General features: G+C 66.3%; 15 protein-coding genes. 7 read left to right on the forward strand and 8 right to left on the reverse strand.

Going from position 1 to position 15,964, the window contains the following annotated elements; all coding sequences use genetic code 11:
- The 6 genes from E8F12_RS04325 to pilG form a co-directional block, all read right to left on the reverse strand.
- The coding region (locus E8F12_RS04325) for an Hpt domain-containing protein (RefSeq protein ID WP_280324065.1) at window positions 1-2,384 on the reverse strand (2,384 nt) is incomplete at its 3' end.
- Window positions 2,385-2,393: 9 nt separating this feature from the next.
- The gene (locus tag E8F12_RS04330; RefSeq protein ID WP_280324173.1) at window positions 2,394-3,254 is read right to left on the reverse strand and encodes a protein-glutamate O-methyltransferase; all 861 of its coding nucleotides are present in this window, start codon (window positions 3,252-3,254) and stop codon (window positions 2,394-2,396) included.
- Window positions 3,255-3,316: 62 nt separating this feature from the next.
- A complete protein-coding gene (locus tag E8F12_RS04335) occupies window positions 3,317-5,365 on the reverse strand; it encodes a methyl-accepting chemotaxis protein (RefSeq protein WP_280324066.1) in 2,049 nt (682 codons plus the stop codon).
- A gap of 139 nt (window positions 5,366-5,504) precedes the next feature.
- Window positions 5,505-6,041, reverse strand: coding sequence for a chemotaxis protein CheW (locus E8F12_RS04340; RefSeq protein WP_280289527.1), 537 nt, complete (start codon window positions 6,039-6,041; stop codon window positions 5,505-5,507).
- 55 nt (window positions 6,042-6,096) lie between these two features.
- Window positions 6,097-6,462, reverse strand: a complete 366-nt coding sequence (pilH, locus tag E8F12_RS04345) for a twitching motility response regulator PilH (RefSeq protein ID WP_280324067.1) — start codon at window positions 6,460-6,462, stop codon at window positions 6,097-6,099.
- Between the two features lie 45 nt (window positions 6,463-6,507).
- Window positions 6,508-6,915, reverse strand: coding sequence for a twitching motility response regulator PilG (gene pilG, locus E8F12_RS04350; RefSeq protein ID WP_003455569.1), 408 nt, complete (start codon window positions 6,913-6,915; stop codon window positions 6,508-6,510).
- 269 nt (window positions 6,916-7,184) lie between these two features.
- Between pilG and gshB the strand changes: the two genes are divergently transcribed.
- The 7 genes from gshB to E8F12_RS04385 all read left to right on the forward strand — a co-directional run bounded on the left by gshB (window position 7,185) and on the right by E8F12_RS04385 (window position 13,089).
- A complete protein-coding gene (gene gshB / locus E8F12_RS04355) occupies window positions 7,185-8,156 on the forward strand; it encodes a glutathione synthase (RefSeq protein WP_280324068.1) in 972 nt (323 codons plus the stop codon).
- A gap of 87 nt (window positions 8,157-8,243) precedes the next feature.
- On the forward strand, window positions 8,244-9,137 hold the full coding sequence (locus tag E8F12_RS04360) for an energy transducer TonB (RefSeq protein WP_280324069.1): 894 nt from the start codon (window positions 8,244-8,246) through the stop codon (window positions 9,135-9,137).
- Between the two features lie 103 nt (window positions 9,138-9,240).
- Window positions 9,241-9,807, forward strand: a complete 567-nt coding sequence (locus E8F12_RS04365; RefSeq protein ID WP_280324070.1) for a YqgE/AlgH family protein — start codon at window positions 9,241-9,243, stop codon at window positions 9,805-9,807.
- A complete protein-coding gene (ruvX, locus tag E8F12_RS04370) occupies window positions 9,807-10,247 on the forward strand; it encodes a Holliday junction resolvase RuvX (protein WP_280324071.1) in 441 nt (146 codons plus the stop codon). Before E8F12_RS04365 ends, ruvX begins: the two co-directional genes overlap by 1 nt.
- Window positions 10,248-10,260: 13 nt before the next feature.
- Window positions 10,261-10,773 carry a bifunctional pyr operon transcriptional regulator/uracil phosphoribosyltransferase PyrR gene (gene pyrR / locus E8F12_RS04375; protein WP_280324072.1) on the forward strand — a complete coding sequence of 171 codons (513 nt, stop codon included), beginning with the start codon at window positions 10,261-10,263 and terminating at the stop codon, window positions 10,771-10,773.
- A 37-nt stretch (window positions 10,774-10,810) separates the two neighbouring features.
- On the forward strand, window positions 10,811-11,818 hold the full coding sequence (locus E8F12_RS04380) for an aspartate carbamoyltransferase catalytic subunit (RefSeq protein ID WP_280324073.1): 1,008 nt from the start codon (window positions 10,811-10,813) through the stop codon (window positions 11,816-11,818).
- Complete coding sequence (locus tag E8F12_RS04385) at window positions 11,818-13,089, forward strand: dihydroorotase (RefSeq protein ID WP_280324074.1); 1,272 nt, start codon at window positions 11,818-11,820, stop codon at window positions 13,087-13,089. Before E8F12_RS04380 ends, E8F12_RS04385 begins: the two co-directional genes overlap by 1 nt.
- Before the next feature lie 283 nt (window positions 13,090-13,372).
- Here E8F12_RS04385 and E8F12_RS04390 read toward each other — a convergent pair whose 3' ends face one another.
- The gene (locus E8F12_RS04390; protein WP_280324075.1) at window positions 13,373-14,557 is read right to left on the reverse strand and encodes a PLP-dependent aspartate aminotransferase family protein; all 1,185 of its coding nucleotides are present in this window, start codon (window positions 14,555-14,557) and stop codon (window positions 13,373-13,375) included.
- Complete coding sequence (locus tag E8F12_RS04395; protein ID WP_280324076.1) at window positions 14,554-15,933, reverse strand: pyridoxal-phosphate dependent enzyme; 1,380 nt, start codon at window positions 15,931-15,933, stop codon at window positions 14,554-14,556. The genes E8F12_RS04390 and E8F12_RS04395 overlap by 4 nt, the downstream gene beginning before the upstream one ends.
- Window positions 15,934-15,964 lie beyond the last annotated feature (31 nt).

Below are 15,964 nucleotides of genomic sequence, written 5' to 3' on the forward strand. Positions count from 1 at the left end.
GCGGTCAGCTCGCCCAGGCCCCAGTCGGCGTCGGAGAGCAGCGGATCGCTCTCAGTGGCCGGCTGAGGTACTTCGGCGGCAGCCAGCCCCAGGGGAGCGTCCAGGCTGAGGTCGATGTTCTCGGCAGCAGGCTCGGCGGTCAGCTCGACCAGGCCCCAGTCGGCGTCGGAGAGCAGCGGATCGCTCTCGGTGGCCGGCCGAGGCACTTCGGCGGCAGCCAGCTCCAGGGGAGCGTCCAGGCTCAGGTCGATGTTCGCGGCAGCAGGCTCGGCGGCCAGCTCGCCCAGGCCCCAGTCGGCGTCGGAGAGCAGCGGATCGCTCTCAGTGGCCGGCCGAGGCACTTCGGTGTCGGCCAGTTCCAGGGGAGCGTCCAGGCTCAGGTCGATGTTCTCGGCGGCAGGCTCGGCGGCCAGCTCGCCCAGGCTCCAGTTGTCGTCCGAGGCCAGCAGATCGCTTTCGGCGGCCGGAGATACTGCTGCAGCCGACTGCTGCAGTATCTCCGGGAATATCGCCGCGTCGAAGGCCAGGAATTCCGCCAGGGCCGCTTCCGGCATGACGGCTTCCGGTTCGTCCTCGGGGTCAAGGTGCTGGCTCAGCTCGGATTCCTCGGCGGCCAGCACTTCGATCTCTTGCAGTGGATCGGCCAGGGGCGCCAGCGGCTCCCCCTCTTCCTCCACCCGATCAAGGATGGACGGCTTCTCCTTGAGCGGGTAGCCCAGGGCTTCCAGGCTTTCTTCCGCCACGTCGAGGATCAGGTCGCCCTGGGCGGCGTGGTCCTCGGACAGGCGTTCGAGGTAGTACTCCACGCTGGTGATGGCGTCGGCCAGGGTGTCCAGGCTCTGCCAGTTGGGTACGGCCTTGCGCGCCAGCAGCTGTTCCTGGATGTAGCGGTTGCAGGACTGCAGCAAGGCGGCGGCGCGCGGCAGCGGGATCATCGCCATGCCGCCGCGGGCCTGAGTCAGCAGCTCCGGCACGCGGGCCAGGTGCTCGTGGTTCCACTGCGAGGCGATGAATTCGATGATGGCGTCCTTGGCCTGTTCAAGGCCATTGCGCGCCTCCTTGATCACCAATTGGTGGATGTGCGCCACATCGGTGGTGGGCAGGTGGCTTTCTTCCGCCGCGCCCTCCTCCGCCGGGCCGACCATGCCGGCCAGGGTGGCTTCCACGTAGAGCAAGGCACCGGCCACGTCCATCAGCACGGCGTCACTGGGCTCGCGTTGGCCGAGGGACAGTCCGTGGATCACATCGATCTGGTCGATGATGACCCTGCGCGGCTGGCCGAAGCCCAGCACCGCCAGGGTATCGGCAATCTGCTTGAGCGGCGGTAGCAGGGAATCGAGCTCGGTGACGCCACTGCGGTCGCTGCGCACGAAGAGGTCGAGGCTGTCCTTGACCCGCACCAGCTCCTCGCAGAGGGCGGTGACCACCGAACGCATGGCATCGCGGTCGGGGCCGGCGAGGCGGGCGCGCTCTTCGTCCACCACCGCGGTATCCGGCAGTGCCTCATCGAGCCGGTATTGCTCCTTGAGGGCACGGATGCGTGGCGACTGGGCCGGGGCCTTGGCGATGTAGAACAGCAGGTTCTTCACCAGTTCTTCCGGGGCCGCCTGGTTGAAGCCGTCCGCGCCCTGCTCCAGCAGGCGCTTGAGCTCCTTGTCCACCTGGCGCAGCAGGTTGCGCACGGAAGAGCCGTTGACCACGCTGCCGTTGGCCAGGCCTTCCACCAGGCCGGAGGCGATCTGCCAGAGCGGGCCCAGCGGCGCGCCCTGGCAGAGAGATTCGAGGCGGGCGAAGACCCGCGCCATGTAGCCCAGATTGGCGGCCAGGTCCTGGTTGCGGATCACGCCCACCAGGGCGGTCTGCAGCATCTGCCGCAGTTTGCGCAGCAGCACTGGCAGTTCGGCGGTGCGCATGCGCGCCAGGGTGTCCACGGACAGCGCTGGCAGCATGCTGGAGAGGTCCGGGGCGAACAGGCTGGTCTCAGACAGCAGGTTGTCACCGCGAGCCGCACGCAAGTCGTTGAGCAGCGGCAGCAGAACCATCGGCAGGTCGCGGCGGGCGCTCTGGATGCGGTCGAGGTAGGGCGGCAGCTGCAGGATGGCCTGCATCAGCACTTCCAGGGCCTCGCCACGGTTGGCCGCGCGCCCTTCCATCAAGGCCTGGGCCAGCCGCTCCATTTCCTCGGCAAGCAGGGCCGCGCCGTAGAACTCGACCATCTGCAGCGTGCCCTGGACCTGGTGGATATAGGTCAGGCAGAAACGCATGCGCGTCGGGTCCTGCGGGTTCTCGACGAAGGCCTCGAGGGCCTGCCGCGCCTGCTTCAGGGTTTCCGCGATCTCGCCCTTTACCCATTCGAGGGCAACGTAGTCGTGCCGATCAGTCATAGCCGTCTGCTATCCCTTCCGGGTGAATGCCAGAACCTGTTCATTGGCCACCGGTTCGAGGTCCGGATGCTGCCAACCCACTACTTCGCCCACGCCCAGCACCATCAGGCCTCCTGGCGCCAGGCGCTCGGCCAGGCGGTTGAGGATTTCCCTGCGGCGCCAGCGGCGGAAGTAGATCAACAGGTTCTGACAGAAAATTACGTCCATGCCGGACATTGGCGCCTTCGCCAGTTCCAGCACATTGAGCCGTGCGCAGCACACCCGCGCGGCCAGGCTCGGCACTATCTTGTAGCGGCCATCGGCCTGGGCCTGGAAATAGCGTCCGGCGAGTCCGGCCTCCAGTTGCTCCAGGCGCCGGGCGCCATACAGGCCCTCGCGGGCCTTGGCCAGGGCACTGAGGCTGATGTCGGTGCCCGTCACGCCGAAGTAATCCGGCTGTGCGGTCCCTTTCAGCGCCTCGGCCGCCAACATGGCCAGGGAATAGGGCTCCTCGCCGCTGGAGCAACCCACGCTCCAGATCTCCAGAGGCTGCGCCAGGCCTTGCTCGACTCGCCGGTGCAGGTAGGTGGCGAGCAGGTCGAAGGAAGGGCCATGGCGGAAGAAACGGGTCTCCTGCACGGTCAGGCGGTCCAGCAGGGTCGACCACTCCACGGCGCCTCGCGGCCCATTGGTGACCTGGCGGTAGTAACTGGCGTAGTCCACCACCCCCAGTTCGCGCATGCGCGCGCTGAGGTTGGTCTGGAGGAACGAGCGGCGTTGCTCGTTGACCACCACGCCGGTGCGCTCCTCGAGCAGCTTGCGCCAGTCGTGGAACTCCGCTGTCGTCATGTCGGCCAGGGGTTTCAAGGCCCAGACGCCGCCCGGCTGCATGCTGTCGTGCCCTTGATTCATGGCCGTCGTGCCGCGGCCTCAAGCCGCGGCGCCTCCCCTGGTCAGGCTATGTCCTGGGTTTCCGGCAGCTTGAAGCCGGAAACCGACTTGCGCATCTCGCTGGCCATCTTCGCCAGGTTGCCGATGCTCTTCGCGGTGGCAGTGGTACCGGCGGAGGTCTGCGAGGTGATCTCCTGGATCACGTTCATGGTGTTGGAGATATGGCCGGCCGAGGATGCTTGCTGACGAGCGGCGTTGGAGATGTTCTGGATCAGCGCCGCGAGGGTCTTGGATACCTTCTCGATCTCTTCCAGGGCCACACCGGCGTCCTGGGCCAGACGGGCACCGCGGACCACTTCGGAGGTGGTCTGCTCCATGGAGATCACCGCCTCGTTGGTGTCGGTCTGAATGGTCTTCACCAGCGCCTCGATTTGTTTGGTCGCGGCGGAGGAACGTTCCGCGAGGCGCTGTACCTCGTCCGCTACCACGGCGAAGCCGCGGCCTGCATCACCGGCCATGGACGCCTGGATCGCGGCGTTCAGGGCGAGGATGTTGGTCTGGTCGGCAATGTCGTTGATCAGGCTGACGATGTCACCGATCTCCTGGGACGACTCACCGAGGCGCTTGATCCGCTTCGAGGTGTCCTGGATCTGCTCACGGATGTTGTCCATGCCGGTGATGGTGTTGTGCACCACTTCGTTGCCCTTGTTGGCGATGGCTACGGAACGCTCCGCTACCGCCGAGGATTCCGAGGCGTTCGCCGATACCTGGTCAATGGACACGGCCATTTCGTTGATCGCGGCGGAAGCGCCGGCGATTTCCTGGGCCTGGTGCTCGGAAGCCTCGGCCAGGTGCATCGCGGTGGCCTGGGTTTCCTGGGCGGCGGCGGCCACCTGCACGGCAGTCAGGTTGATGGTTTCCACCAGCTCGCGGAGCTGGTCGATGGAGTAGTTGATCGAGTCGGCGATGGCGCCGGTGAAGTCCTCGGTCACTGTCGCGGCCACGGTCAGGTCACCGTCGGCGAGGTCGGCGATCTCGTCGAGCAGACGCAGGATCGCCGCCTGGTTGCGCTCGTTCTTCGCGGCGGTCTCGGCCAGGCGGTTGCGGGTGCTCTGCACCATCACCAGGCCGATGAGGATGATCGAGCCCAGGGCCAGCACGCCCAGCACGTAACCGGCGAAGCTGTTCATGTCACGGCTGGAAGCCAGGTTCTCGAAGCCGCTGGTCAGGCTGGAAGCCTTGTCCAGCAGAGTCTGGGAGCCGGTGAAGATGGTATTGGCGGACTCGCGGACCTGGAAGAGTTCGGGCGAGGTCTCGAGGATCTCGTCCACCGAACCGGAGACGAATTCGAAGAGTTCGGAAATCTCCTGCAGGCGTTCCAGGGCCTCGGTATTGGTGACCTTGGAGATCTCCATCGCCGGATTGCCTTCGCGCATGGCGTTCAGCACTCGGCCGAACAGGCTGGCGTCGCGGCCGAACATGTCGGCAGCCTGGACCGAGTCCTCATCACCGGCCAGCACCTTGTTCACCGAGCCGAGGATACGTTCGGCCAAGAGCGACTGGCGCTGGGCGACCGATACCTGGCTGGCGGGCGCGCCGCTTTCCAGCAGGATGTCCACCACTTCCTCGTACTCGACCTGCAGTTGCGGGATGGTTTCGGCCAGGGTGGCGGCTACCTGGTGCAGGGAGAGTACGGTCTGCTCGCTGGCCAGGATGGCGTCGGCGTTCTTGCGCAGGCTGTCCCAGTCCTTCTGCACCGCGTCCATCTCGACTTTCACGGCGGCCGGCGCGGCCGGCAGGCCGGTGGCGCTGTCGCCTTTGACGAGGTGGTTCCAGCGCTGCTCGAAGTCGTTGCGTGCGTCCTTCAGCAGGGCGAAGGCTTCGGCCTTGCCCGCTGCGGCCTCGCTGGAGTTCTTGGCGATACGCTGGGAGAGCACGCGCAGCTCACCGGCGTGGCTGATGTACTCCTTGTCGTAGTTCGCCTGGGTGTTGAGGTACGCGAAGTTCGCGAACAGCAGCACGATGGCGACGATCAGGACCACGAAGAGTCCGGCGATCAGCGACGTACTGCGCACCCCGGAAAACAGATTGCCTGAGTTCAGTCTTTTCATTATCGGGCCCCCGCCTGGACCAACCACTTGTTCCCACGTAACGCCAAAGGGCCGGCGAAGCCGGCCCAACCTTGAAACCGCGGCCCCGGGAACTGCGTCCCGGCAACCACCGCGGAGCGCCAGGCGCCCCGCGTCGAATCTATACAGCCACTTCGAGGAACGCCTGATGCTGCGCCAGCGCGTGAGGGCTGAACACCAGCCAGGGTTGCTCGCGGTGGAAGACACCATGGATGAAGGGCTGGATGCTGGCCTCCAGCGGAGGCAATTCCTCGCTGAAGGCGTCGACCAGGAAATGCTGCATGCCGAAGACTTCGTCGACGATGAGCCCGGCGAAGATTTCCTGGTGGTCCACCACCAGAACCCGTCGCTGCTTGCGCAGGGGCGACAGTTCATTGCCGAAGAAACCGCACAGGTCCATGACCGGCAGCAGGCGTCCGCGCACGTTGGCGACGCCCTTGACCCAGCTCTTCACGCCCGGCAACAGGGTATGGCGCGGCTCATGCAGCACTTCGCTGACCTCGCCCATGGGCGCCACGAACAGGCGCTCGCCCATGCGAAAGCCGATGCCGCTCCAGCTCTGCACCACCTGCTGTTGCGCAGGCAGGCCCGCCGCCAGCGCGCGACAGCGCTGGTCGATCTCGTAGAGGAGCTGGAAGGGAGTCTGCGGATCCGACATGGCGACCGGCCTTGGCCTGTTTCTAATAATTATTGGTTCAGGGACCGGCGCGGCATCAGCCGGCCAGTACCGAGTTCAGCGTCTTGATCAGCGTGTCTTCTTCGATCGGCTTGGTCAGGTAGTCGCGCGCGCCCTGGCGCTTGCCCCAGACCTTGTCGGTTTCCTGGTCCTTGGTGGTGACGATGACCACCGGGATATGGCTGGTCTCGGCGTCCTTGGTCAGCTGACGGGTCGCCTGGAAGCCGTTCAGGCCGGGCATGACAATGTCCATCAGGACGGCGTCCGGCTTCTCCTGGCGGGCCAGGGCCACGCCGTCGGCGCCATTCTCGGCCTTGAGCACATGGTGACCGTGCTTCTCGAGCATCGCGGTCAGCTTGTACATCTCGGTCGGCGAGTCATCAACTATCAGAATACGAGCCATGGTGTTCCCCATACGGAAAGGCTTCACCGGCCATCAGGCCGGACTTCAGGAGGCTTGCTCCACCGGGGTGAAATCGGGGACGTGAGTCTTGATCGCGCCGAGCAGCTCTTCCTTGCTGAAGGGCTTGGTGAGGTACTGATCGGATCCGACGATGCGACCCTTGGCCTTGTCGAACAGGCCGTCCTTGGAGGACAGCATGATCACCGGGGTGGACTTGAAAGCACTGTTGTTCTTGATCAGGGCGCAGGTTTGATAACCGTCCAGGCGCGGCATCATGATGTCGACGAAGATGATGTTCGGGTGGGAATCGGCGATCTTGGCCAGGGCATCGAAACCATCGACCGCGGTGATGACCTCGCAACCCACCTTTTTCAGCAGAGTCTCGGCGGTGCGACGAATCGTTTTCGAATCGTCGATCACCATGACCTTCAAACCCTCGGAATGCTGTTCCATTTTCGCCCTACCATCGCCTCGGTGAGTCGTTATTCTGCTTTATATATGTGCCTGAGGCCCTGCTACCGACGGGCTACGACCCAATCGTCGGGCCTTTTTAGCACAGTCTCCAGACGCAAGCTACACGGCGTCCGCATCTGCGATTCGTCCCATTCCCGGGAAGGTTTTTTCCTTGACCACAGTCAATGCCGGCGCCACCCTGAGCGCCTCATCCAACCGGCCCGCCGCCATCGGCGCGCCCCTTTGAAACCTGTTGCGGAGACCCCCCCATGAGCGTTCGCCTCGGGATCGTCATGGACCCCATTGCGCAAATCTCCTTCAAGAAGGACAGCTCCCTGGCCATGCTTCTGGCCGCCCAGGAGCGCGGCTGGTCGCTGTACTACATGGAGCAGCAGGACCTATACCAGAAAAACGGTGAAGCGCGCGCGCGCATGCGCCCCCTGAAAGTTTGCCTCGACCCGGAACACTGGTTCGAGCTGGAGGCCGAGACCGACACCCCGCTGGCCGAGCTGGACGTGATCCTGATGCGCAAGGACCCGCCCTTCGACAACGAGTTCGTCTACTCCACCTACTTGCTGGAACAGGCCGAACGGACCGGCGTGCTGGTGGTCAACCGCCCGCAGAGCCTGCGTGACTGCAACGAGAAGTTCTTCGCCACGCTGTTTCCCCAATGCGCGCCGCCAACCGTGGTCAGCCGACGAGCGGACATTCTGCGCGAGTTTGCCGAAGAGCAGCGTGACATCATTCTCAAACCCCTTGATGGGATGGGCGGTTCCTCAATTTTCCGCCACCGCGCCGGCGACCCGAACCTCTCGGTAATCCTCGAGACCCTCACCGGCCATGGCCGCCATCAGATCATGGCGCAACGCTATCTGCCGGCGATCAAGGACGGCGACAAGCGCATCCTGATGATCGACGGCGAGCCGGTGCCCTACTGCCTGGCACGCATACCCGCCGCAGGTGAAACCCGCGGCAACCTGGCCGCCGGCGGCCGCGGCGTGGCCCAGCCGCTCTCCGACCGCGACCGCGAGATCGCCGCCATCGTCGGCCCCACCCTGCGCGAAAAAGGCCTGCTGTTCGTCGGACTGGACGTGATCGGCGAACACCTCACCGAAATCAACGTCACCAGCCCAACCTGCATCCGCGAGATCGACAAGGCCTATGACAGGCGCATCGGCGAGCGCCTGATGGATGCCATCGACGGCAAGCTGAAAGCGGCAGGCCGCAAGCGCCAAGCTTGACGCAGCTAACAGCTTGGCGCTTGTCGCTTGCAGCTCGCCGCTCGACTTGGGCAGACTGCGCGGCTATCTGAAGCAAGCTGACTGGCGATGAACGCAGCCGTGAATACTCCCACCCAACTGTCCGCCGGCGTACGCCCGGCGGACCGGCTGGGCTTTACTCTGTTCCTCGCCGCCGTGCTGCACGCCGCGCTGATCCTCGGGGTCGGTTTCACCCTGGGCGACCCGCAGCAGATCAGCAAGACCCTGGAAATCACCCTGGCCACCTTCAAGAGCGAGGAGAAGCCGAAAAAGGCCGATTTCCTCGCCCAGGCCAACCAACAGGGCAGCGGCACCCTCGAACACAAGGCCAAGCCCAAGACCACCGAGAAGGCGCCGTTCCAGGACAAGGAAATCCGCAAGGCCACCCCGCCCGCCGCGCCGCCGCAAGCGCCGAAGAAGGAAGCGCCCAAGGCCGCCGTGGCCAGCAAGAGTCCGCAGCCGCAGAAGACCACGGTCAAGCGCGAGCAGACCAAGCCCCAGCCCGAAAGCAAGCCGGCGCCGACCTTTGACAGTTCGCAGCTCTCCGCTGAAATCGCCAGCCTCGAGGCCGAGCTGGACAAGGAGCGCCAGCTCTACGCCAAGCGCCCGCGCATCCACCGCCTCAGCGCCGCCTCGACCATGCGCGACAAGGGCGCCTGGTACAAGGAAGAGTGGCGCAAGAAGATCGAGCGCGTCGGCAACCTCAACTACCCGGAAGAAGCCCGCCGCCAGCGGATATACGGCAATCTGAGACTGCTGGTGTCGATCAACCGGGACGGCACCCTTTACGAGGTACAGGTGCTGGAATCCTCCGGCCAGCCGGTACTCGACCAGGGCGCCATGCGCATCGTTCGCCTCGCCGCGCCTTTCGCCCCCTTCACCGGCGACCTGGCCGACATCGACCGCCTGGAAATCATTCGCACCTGGCGTTTCGAACGCGGCGACCGCCTGTCGAGCAATTGAAAGCGGCAAGCCGGAATAGGCTCTAGGCTTCAACCAGGGTTGCCGAATCACGCGGTTGCGTTGCCGCTTGAAGCCTGCCGTCTTAAGCCTGAAACTAGCCGACATGAAAAGCGCACCGAGCTACCTCAAGCACCATTTCCTGATCGCCATGCCGCACATGGCCGATCCGAACTTCGCCCAGACCGTCACCTATCTGGTCGAGCACAACGAGCAAGGCGCCATGGGGCTGGTGATCAACCGTCCCAACGGCCTGAGCCTGAGCGACGTGCTCGAACAGCTGCGCCCGGAAGTCAACCCGCCGGCGCGCTGCCAGGGCCTGCCCATCTATGCCGGCGGCCCGGTCCAGACCGACCGCGGCTTCGTCCTGCATCCCACCGGCTACAGCTACCAGGCCACACTGGAGCTGGGCGAACTGGCGCTGTCCACCTCCCAGGACGTGCTCTTCGCCATCGCTGACGGCAGCGGCCCGCAGAAGAGCTTCGTGGCCCTCGGCTATGCCGGGTGGGACGCCGGCCAGCTGGAGGCCGAACTCAGCGACAATGCCTGGCTGACCTGCCCGGCGGACCTGGCCATCCTCTTCGATACAGCGTCCGACCAGCGCCTGGCTGCTGCGGCTGCGCGCCTGGGGGTCAACCTCAGCCTGCTCACCGCCCAGGCCGGGCACGCCTGATGGCCGAAACCAAACCCCTGCGCCTGCTGCTCGGCTTCGATTACGGCACCAAACAGATAGGCGTCGCCGTCGGCCAGGCCGTGACCGGCCAGGCCCGCGAACTGCGCGTGCTGAAGGCGCAGAATGGCGTGCCCGACTGGCAACAGGTGGAAGCCCTGATCCGCGAATGGCAGCCCGATGCCATGGTCGTCGGCCTGCCACTGAACATGGACGGCAGCCCCAGCGACATGAGCGCCCGCGCGGAAAAGTTCGCCCGGCGCCTGAATGGCCGCTTCAACCTGCCGGTCTTCACCCATGACGAACGCCTGACCACCTTCGAAGCCAAGGGACATCGCCTGGCCCAGGGCCAGCACGGCGGCTACCGCGAGCGCCCGGTGGACGCCCTGGCCGCCGCACTCCTGCTGGAAGGCTGGCTGGCCGAAAACTCCGCAACTTCCTAAGCGAGGACCGCCGATGACCCTGCCCAACCCCGCCGAACTGCTGCCGCGGATGGCCAGCGACCTGCAAGCCCACCTCAAGGCCCGAGGCATCGCGGAGCCACGCTACATCGGCATCCGCACCGGTGGCGTCTGGGTCGCCCAGGCCCTGCTGGAAGCCCTCGGCCAGTCGGTCCCCATGGGCACCCTGGACGTTTCCTTCTATCGCGACGACTTCACCCAGAGCGGCCTGCACCCACAAGTGCGCCCCTCCGCGCTACCCTTCGAGGTCGAAGGCCAGCACCTGGTACTGATCGACGACGTGCTGATGAGCGGACGCACCGTGCGCGCGGCCCTTAACGAGCTGTTCGACTATGGCCGCCCCGCCAGCGTGACCCTGGTCTGCCTGCTCGACCTCAACGCCCGCGAGCTGCCGATCCGCCCCGACGTGGTCGGCGCGACCCTGTCCCTGGGCGCCACGGAACGGGTAAAATTGCTCGGCCCCGCGCCGCTCACCCTCGAGCGCCAGGACCTCGCTTCGCCAGCCTGATCCTCCCGATTCCTCGTAACCTTTCAGGGCCTGCCCCATGCCGACAGACGCCAAGCGCCCGCTGCAGCTCAACGACCAGGGCCAGCTGCGCCACTTCCTCTCGCTCGACGGTCTGCCCCGCGAGCTGCTGACGGAAATCCTCGACACCGCCGACTCCTTCCTCGAAGTCGGCGCCCGCGCCGTGAAGAAAGTCCCGCTGCTGCGCGGCAAGACGGTGTGCAACGTGTTCTTCGAGAACTCGACCCGCACCCGCACCACCTTCGAGCTGGCGGCCCAGCGCCTGTCCGCCGACGTCATCACCCTCAACGTCTCCACCTCCTCCACCAGCAAGGGCGAGACTCTGTTCGACACCCTGCGCAACCTGGAGGCCATGGCCGCCGACATGTTCGTGGTGCGCCACGCCGACTCCGGCGCCGCCCACTTCATCGCCGAGCACGTCTGCCCGGACGTGGCCATCATCAACGGCGGTGACGGCCGCCACGCGCACCCGACCCAGGGCATGCTCGACATGCTCACCATCCGCCGCCACAAGGGCAGTTTCGAGAACCTCTCGGTCGCCATCGTCGGCGACGTGCTGCATTCGCGCGTAGCCCGCTCCAACATGCTCGCCCTGCGCACCCTGGGCTGCCCGGACATCCGCGTAATCGGACCCAAGACCCTGATCCCGGTGGGCGTCGAGCAGTATGGCGTGAAGGTCTACACCGACCTCGCCGAAGGCCTGAAGGACGTGGACGTCGTGATCATGCTGCGCCTGCAGCGCGAGCGCATGCAGGGCGGCCTGCTGCCCAGCGAGGGCGAGTTCTACAAGCTCTACGGCCTGAACACCCAACGCCTGGCGCTGGCCAAGCCGGACGCCATCGTCATGCACCCGGGCCCGATCAACCGCGGCGTCGAGATCGAATCCGCCGTGGCCGACGGCGCCCAGTCGGTGATCCTCAACCAGGTCACCTACGGCATCGCCGTGCGCATGGCCGTGCTCTCCATGGCCATGAGCGGCCAAGCCGCACAACGCCAACTGAACCTGGAAGCCGAGGAACTGAACTGATGCGAACCCACATCCTCGGCGCCCGCCTGATCGACCCGGCCAGCGGCCACGACCAGGTCACCGACCTCTTCCTCGAAGGCGGCAAAGTGCTCGCCCTCGGCAAGGCCCCGGCCGGCTTCGAGAGCGACAAGCAGATAGACGCCAAGGGCCTGGTAGCCGCTCCCGGCCTGGTGGACCTGTCCGTCGCCCTGCGCGAGCCCGGTTACAGCCGCAAGGGCAACATCGCCAGCGAAACCCTGGCGGCCGCCAGTGGCGGCGTGACCAGCCTCTGCTGCCCGCCCCTGACCCGCCCGGTGCTGGACACGCCGGCCGTGGCCGAGATGATCCTCGACCGCGCCCAGGAGGCCGGCAACGCCAAGGTCTTCCCCATCGGCGCCCTGACCAAGGGCCTGGCCGGCGAGCAATTGTCCGAGCTGGTGGCCCTGCGCGATGTCGGCTGCGTGGCCTTTGGCAACGGCCTGGCCACCTTCGCCAGCAACCGCATTCAGCGCCGCGCCCTGGAATACGCGGCCACCTTCGACCTGACGGTGATCTTCCACTCCCAGGACGCCTCGCTGGCCGAAGGCGGCCTGGCCCACGAAGGCCCGACCGCCAGCTTCCTCGGCCTCGCCGGCATCCCGGAAACCGCCGAGACCGTGGCCCTGGCACGCGACCTGCTGCTGGTGGAACAAAGCGGCGTGCGCGCCCACTTCAGCCAGCTCACCAGCGCCCGTGGCGCACAGATGATCGCCGAAGCCCAGGCCCGCGGCCTGCCGGTCACCGCCGATGTCGCGATGTACCAGCTGATCCTCACCGACGAGGCGCTGATCGACTTCTCCAGCCTCTACCACGTACAGCCGCCACTGCGCACCCGCGCCGACCGCGACGGCCTGCGCGAGGCGGTGAAGAGCGGCGTGATCTCCGCCATCTCCAGCCACCACCAGCCCCACGAGCCGGACGCCAAGCTCGCGCCCTTCGGTGCCACCGAGCCGGGCATCAGCAGCGTGGAACTGCTGCTGCCGCTGGCCATGACCCTGGTGCAGGACGGCCTGCTCGACCTGCCCACCCTGCTCGCCCGCCTGACCGCCGGCCCGGCCCGCGCCCTGCGCCTGCCCGCCGGCCGCCTGGCCGTGGGCGCCCCGGCGGACCTGGTGCTGTTCGACCCGCAAGCCTCCACCCTGGCCGGCGAAACCTGGAACTCCAAGGGCGACAACTGCCCCTTCATCGGCCACTGCCTGCCGGGCAAGGTGCGCTACACCCTGGTCGACGGCCGGATCATCTTCCAGGCCTGATGCCGCTGCACCAAAAAAGCCCGCCATCCGGCGGGCTCTTTGTTGCTATGTCTGCATCAAGAATTGGGCATCTGGCTCAATGGCCGCAGCACCGGCAATCTCGCGAGGACGTTTCGGTGCGCACAGCGCCCGCTACAACTGGCGAGCCACTCTGTGTGAGCGAATTCATTCGCGAACACGACCGGACACTTGCCGTAGGTTGGCGCTGAGCGCAACGAAGCCCAACGATCACAACACCCTTTGGCCGACCCTCCCTCTCCCAGAGGGGGAGGGGTGAAATAGCTCACACCCGCGCCAACGCCTGCGCCAGGTCCGCCCGCAGGTCTTCCACGTCCTCCACCCCCACCGACAGCCGCACCAGCGAGTCGCCGATGCCGATCTCGGCGCGGGTTGCGGCCGGAATGCTGGCATGGGTCATGATCGCCGGGTGCTCGATCAGGCTTTCCACGCCGCCGAGGCTTTCGGCCAGGGTGAAAATGCGCACCGCTTCGAGGAAGCGCCGGGTGCCGGCCAGATCGCTGGCGAGATCCATGGAGATCATGCCGCCGTAGCCATGCATCTGCCGACGCGCCAAGCCGTGCTGCGGATGGGACTGCAGTCCGGGGTAGTAGACCCGCGCCACCTGCGGCTGCTGCTCCAGCCAGTAGGCCAGCTCCAGGGCGTTGCTGCAGTGGCGTTCCATGCGCAGGGCCAGGGTCTTCACCCCGCGCAGGGTGAGGAAAGCGTCGAAGGGACCGGCGATGGCGCCCACAGCGTTCTGCAGGAAGCCCAGGCGCTCGCGCCATTCGCGCTGGCGCTCATCCTTGCCGACTATGGCGATGCCGCCGATCACGTCCGAGTGGCCATTGAGGTACTTGGTGGTGGAGTGCACCACCAGGTCGAAGCCCAGCTCCAGCGGACGCTGGGTCCAGGGGCTGGCGAAGGTGTTGTCGGCAACGGCCATGATGCCGCGTTGCCGACACAGGCCGGCGATCGCCTCGAGGTCGGCCAGGCGCAGCAGGGGGTTGCTCGGGGTTTCCACCCAGACCATGCGGGTATCGTCCTGGATCGACGCCTCGATCAGGGCGATGTCGCTGAAATCGACGAAGCTGAAACGGTGCCCGGCGCTGCGCTGGCGCACCTTGTCGAAGAGTCGGAAGGTGCCGCCATAAAGGTCATTGCTGGAAAGGATGTGGGAACCGCTGTCGAGCAGTTCCAGCACCGTGGAGATGGCCGCAAGCCCGGAAGCGAAGGCATAGGCCTGGGCGCCGCCCTCCAGGTCCGCGACGCAACGCTCCAGGGCCCAGCGCGTAGGGTTGTGGGAGCGTCCGTAGTCCAGCCCCTTGTGCACGCCGGGGCTGTCCTGGGCGTAGGTGGAGTTGGCGTAGATCGGCGGCATGATGGCCCCGGTGGAGGGGTCCGGGGCCTGGCCGGCGTGGATGACTCGCGTAGCGAAGGCACGCTGGCCGTTGTCGTCCTGCTGGCTCATGCAAGGGTCCTCCGCAGGTGGTTGAGCAGGTCGGAGCGGGTGATCAGGCCGTGGAAGCCGGATGCGTCGGCGATGATCGCCACCAGGCCGCGGTCGAGCTCGGCCTGCAATTCGGCCAGGCTGGCGTCCGGCGCCAGAGTCTCCAGGCGTGTGGTCATGACGCTCGCCACCGGCTGGCGGAAGTGCGTGGCATCGGCATGCACGCCGAGCAGGATGTCGGATTCGTCGACCACCCCTGCCAGTTGCCCATCCCGCAGCACCGGCAACTGCGAGACATCCGCCAAGCGCATGCGCTGGAAGGCGGTGAGCAGGGTGTCGTCCGGCCCAACGCTGATCACGCGGCCGTCCTCGAAGCGCCGCGCGATGATGTCGCGCAGGTCGCCGTAGCGCTTACGCGCCAACAGGCCCTGATCGGTCATCCACTGGTCGTTGTAGACCTTGGACAGATAGCGGGTGCCGGTATCGCAAACGAAGCTGACCACGCGCTTGGGCGTCTTCTGCTCGCGGCAGTAGCGCAGCGCCGCCGCCAGCAGGGTGCCGGTTGACGATCCGCCGGGAATGCCCTCGGCGCGCAGCAGCTCGCGGGCGTGGGCAAAGCTCTCTTCATCGCTGATGGAGTAGGCGTGGCGCACGCTGGACAAGTCGGCAATGGACGGCACGAAGTCTTCGCCAATGCCCTCCACCGCCCAGGAGCCCACGGTGCCCAGGGTGCCGCTGCGCACGTACTCGGCCATCACCGAGCCCACCGGGTCCGCGAGGATCATTTCCAGCTCGGGCTGCACCCGGCGGAAGTAACGAGTCAGGCCGGTGAGGGTGCCGGCGGAGCCGACACCCACCACTATGGCGTCCACATCCTGCCCGGTCTGCTGCCAGATTTCCGGGCCGGTGGTGGATTCGTGGGCCAGGGGGTTGGCCGGGTTGTTGAACTGGTCGGCGAAGAAGGCGCCGGGAATCCCCGCCGCCAGGCGGCCGGCCAGGTCCTGGTAGTACTCGGGGTGGCCCTTGCCGACGTCGGAGCGGGTGATATGCACTTCGGCGCCCATGGCTTTCAGGTGCAGCACCTTTTCGGTGGACATCTTGTCCGGCACCACCAGCACCACCCGGTAGCCCTTGGCCCGCCCCACCAGGGCCAGACCCAGGCCGGTATTGCCGGCGGTGGCCTCGACTATGGTGCCGCCGGGCTTGAGCCGGCCATCGCGCTCGGCGCTGTTGATCATGGCGACGCCGATGCGGTCCTTGATGGAGCCGCCGGGATTCTGGGATTCGAGCTTGAGAAACAGGGTGCAGAGACCCGTGTCGAAACGCGTGACCCGCACCAGCGGGGTGTTGCCGATCAGGTCGAGGACCGCGGGACGGACATCTTTGGCGCTGTTCATGGCGTCACCTCCTTGCGCGACCAGGGCGGGT

It is taken from the genome of Pseudomonas sp. BN102 (assembly GCF_029871245.1).
Taxonomy (GTDB): domain Bacteria; phylum Pseudomonadota; class Gammaproteobacteria; order Pseudomonadales; family Pseudomonadaceae; genus Metapseudomonas.

Coding starts and splice junctions, on each gene's coding strand:
- E8F12_RS04360 (WP_280324069.1), top strand. CDS start 8,244: ATGAACGCAGCCGTGAATACTCCCACCCAACTGTCCGCCGGCGTACGC.
- pyrR (WP_280324072.1), top strand. CDS start 10,261: ATGACCCTGCCCAACCCCGCCGAACTGCTGCCGCGGATGGCCAGCGAC.
- pilH (WP_280324067.1), bottom strand. CDS start 6,462: ATGGCTCGTATTCTGATAGTTGATGACTCGCCGACCGAGATGTACAAG.
- E8F12_RS04385 (WP_280324074.1), top strand. CDS start 11,818: ATGCGAACCCACATCCTCGGCGCCCGCCTGATCGACCCGGCCAGCGGC.
- E8F12_RS04390 (WP_280324075.1), bottom strand. CDS start 14,557: ATGAGCCAGCAGGACGACAACGGCCAGCGTGCCTTCGCTACGCGAGTC.
- E8F12_RS04340 (WP_280289527.1), bottom strand. CDS start 6,041: ATGTCGGATCCGCAGACTCCCTTCCAGCTCCTCTACGAGATCGACCAG.
- pilG (WP_003455569.1), bottom strand. CDS start 6,915: ATGGAACAGCATTCCGAGGGTTTGAAGGTCATGGTGATCGACGATTCG.
- E8F12_RS04330 (WP_280324173.1), bottom strand. CDS start 3,254: ATGCAGCCGGGCGGCGTCTGGGCCTTGAAACCCCTGGCCGACATGACG.
- E8F12_RS04380 (WP_280324073.1), top strand. CDS start 10,811: ATGCCGACAGACGCCAAGCGCCCGCTGCAGCTCAACGACCAGGGCCAG.
- ruvX (WP_280324071.1), top strand. CDS start 9,807: ATGGCCGAAACCAAACCCCTGCGCCTGCTGCTCGGCTTCGATTACGGC.
- E8F12_RS04365 (WP_280324070.1), top strand. CDS start 9,241: ATGAAAAGCGCACCGAGCTACCTCAAGCACCATTTCCTGATCGCCATG.
- E8F12_RS04395 (WP_280324076.1), bottom strand. CDS start 15,933: ATGAACAGCGCCAAAGATGTCCGTCCCGCGGTCCTCGACCTGATCGGC.
- gshB (WP_280324068.1), top strand. CDS start 7,185: ATGAGCGTTCGCCTCGGGATCGTCATGGACCCCATTGCGCAAATCTCC.
- E8F12_RS04335 (WP_280324066.1), bottom strand. CDS start 5,365: ATGAAAAGACTGAACTCAGGCAATCTGTTTTCCGGGGTGCGCAGTACG.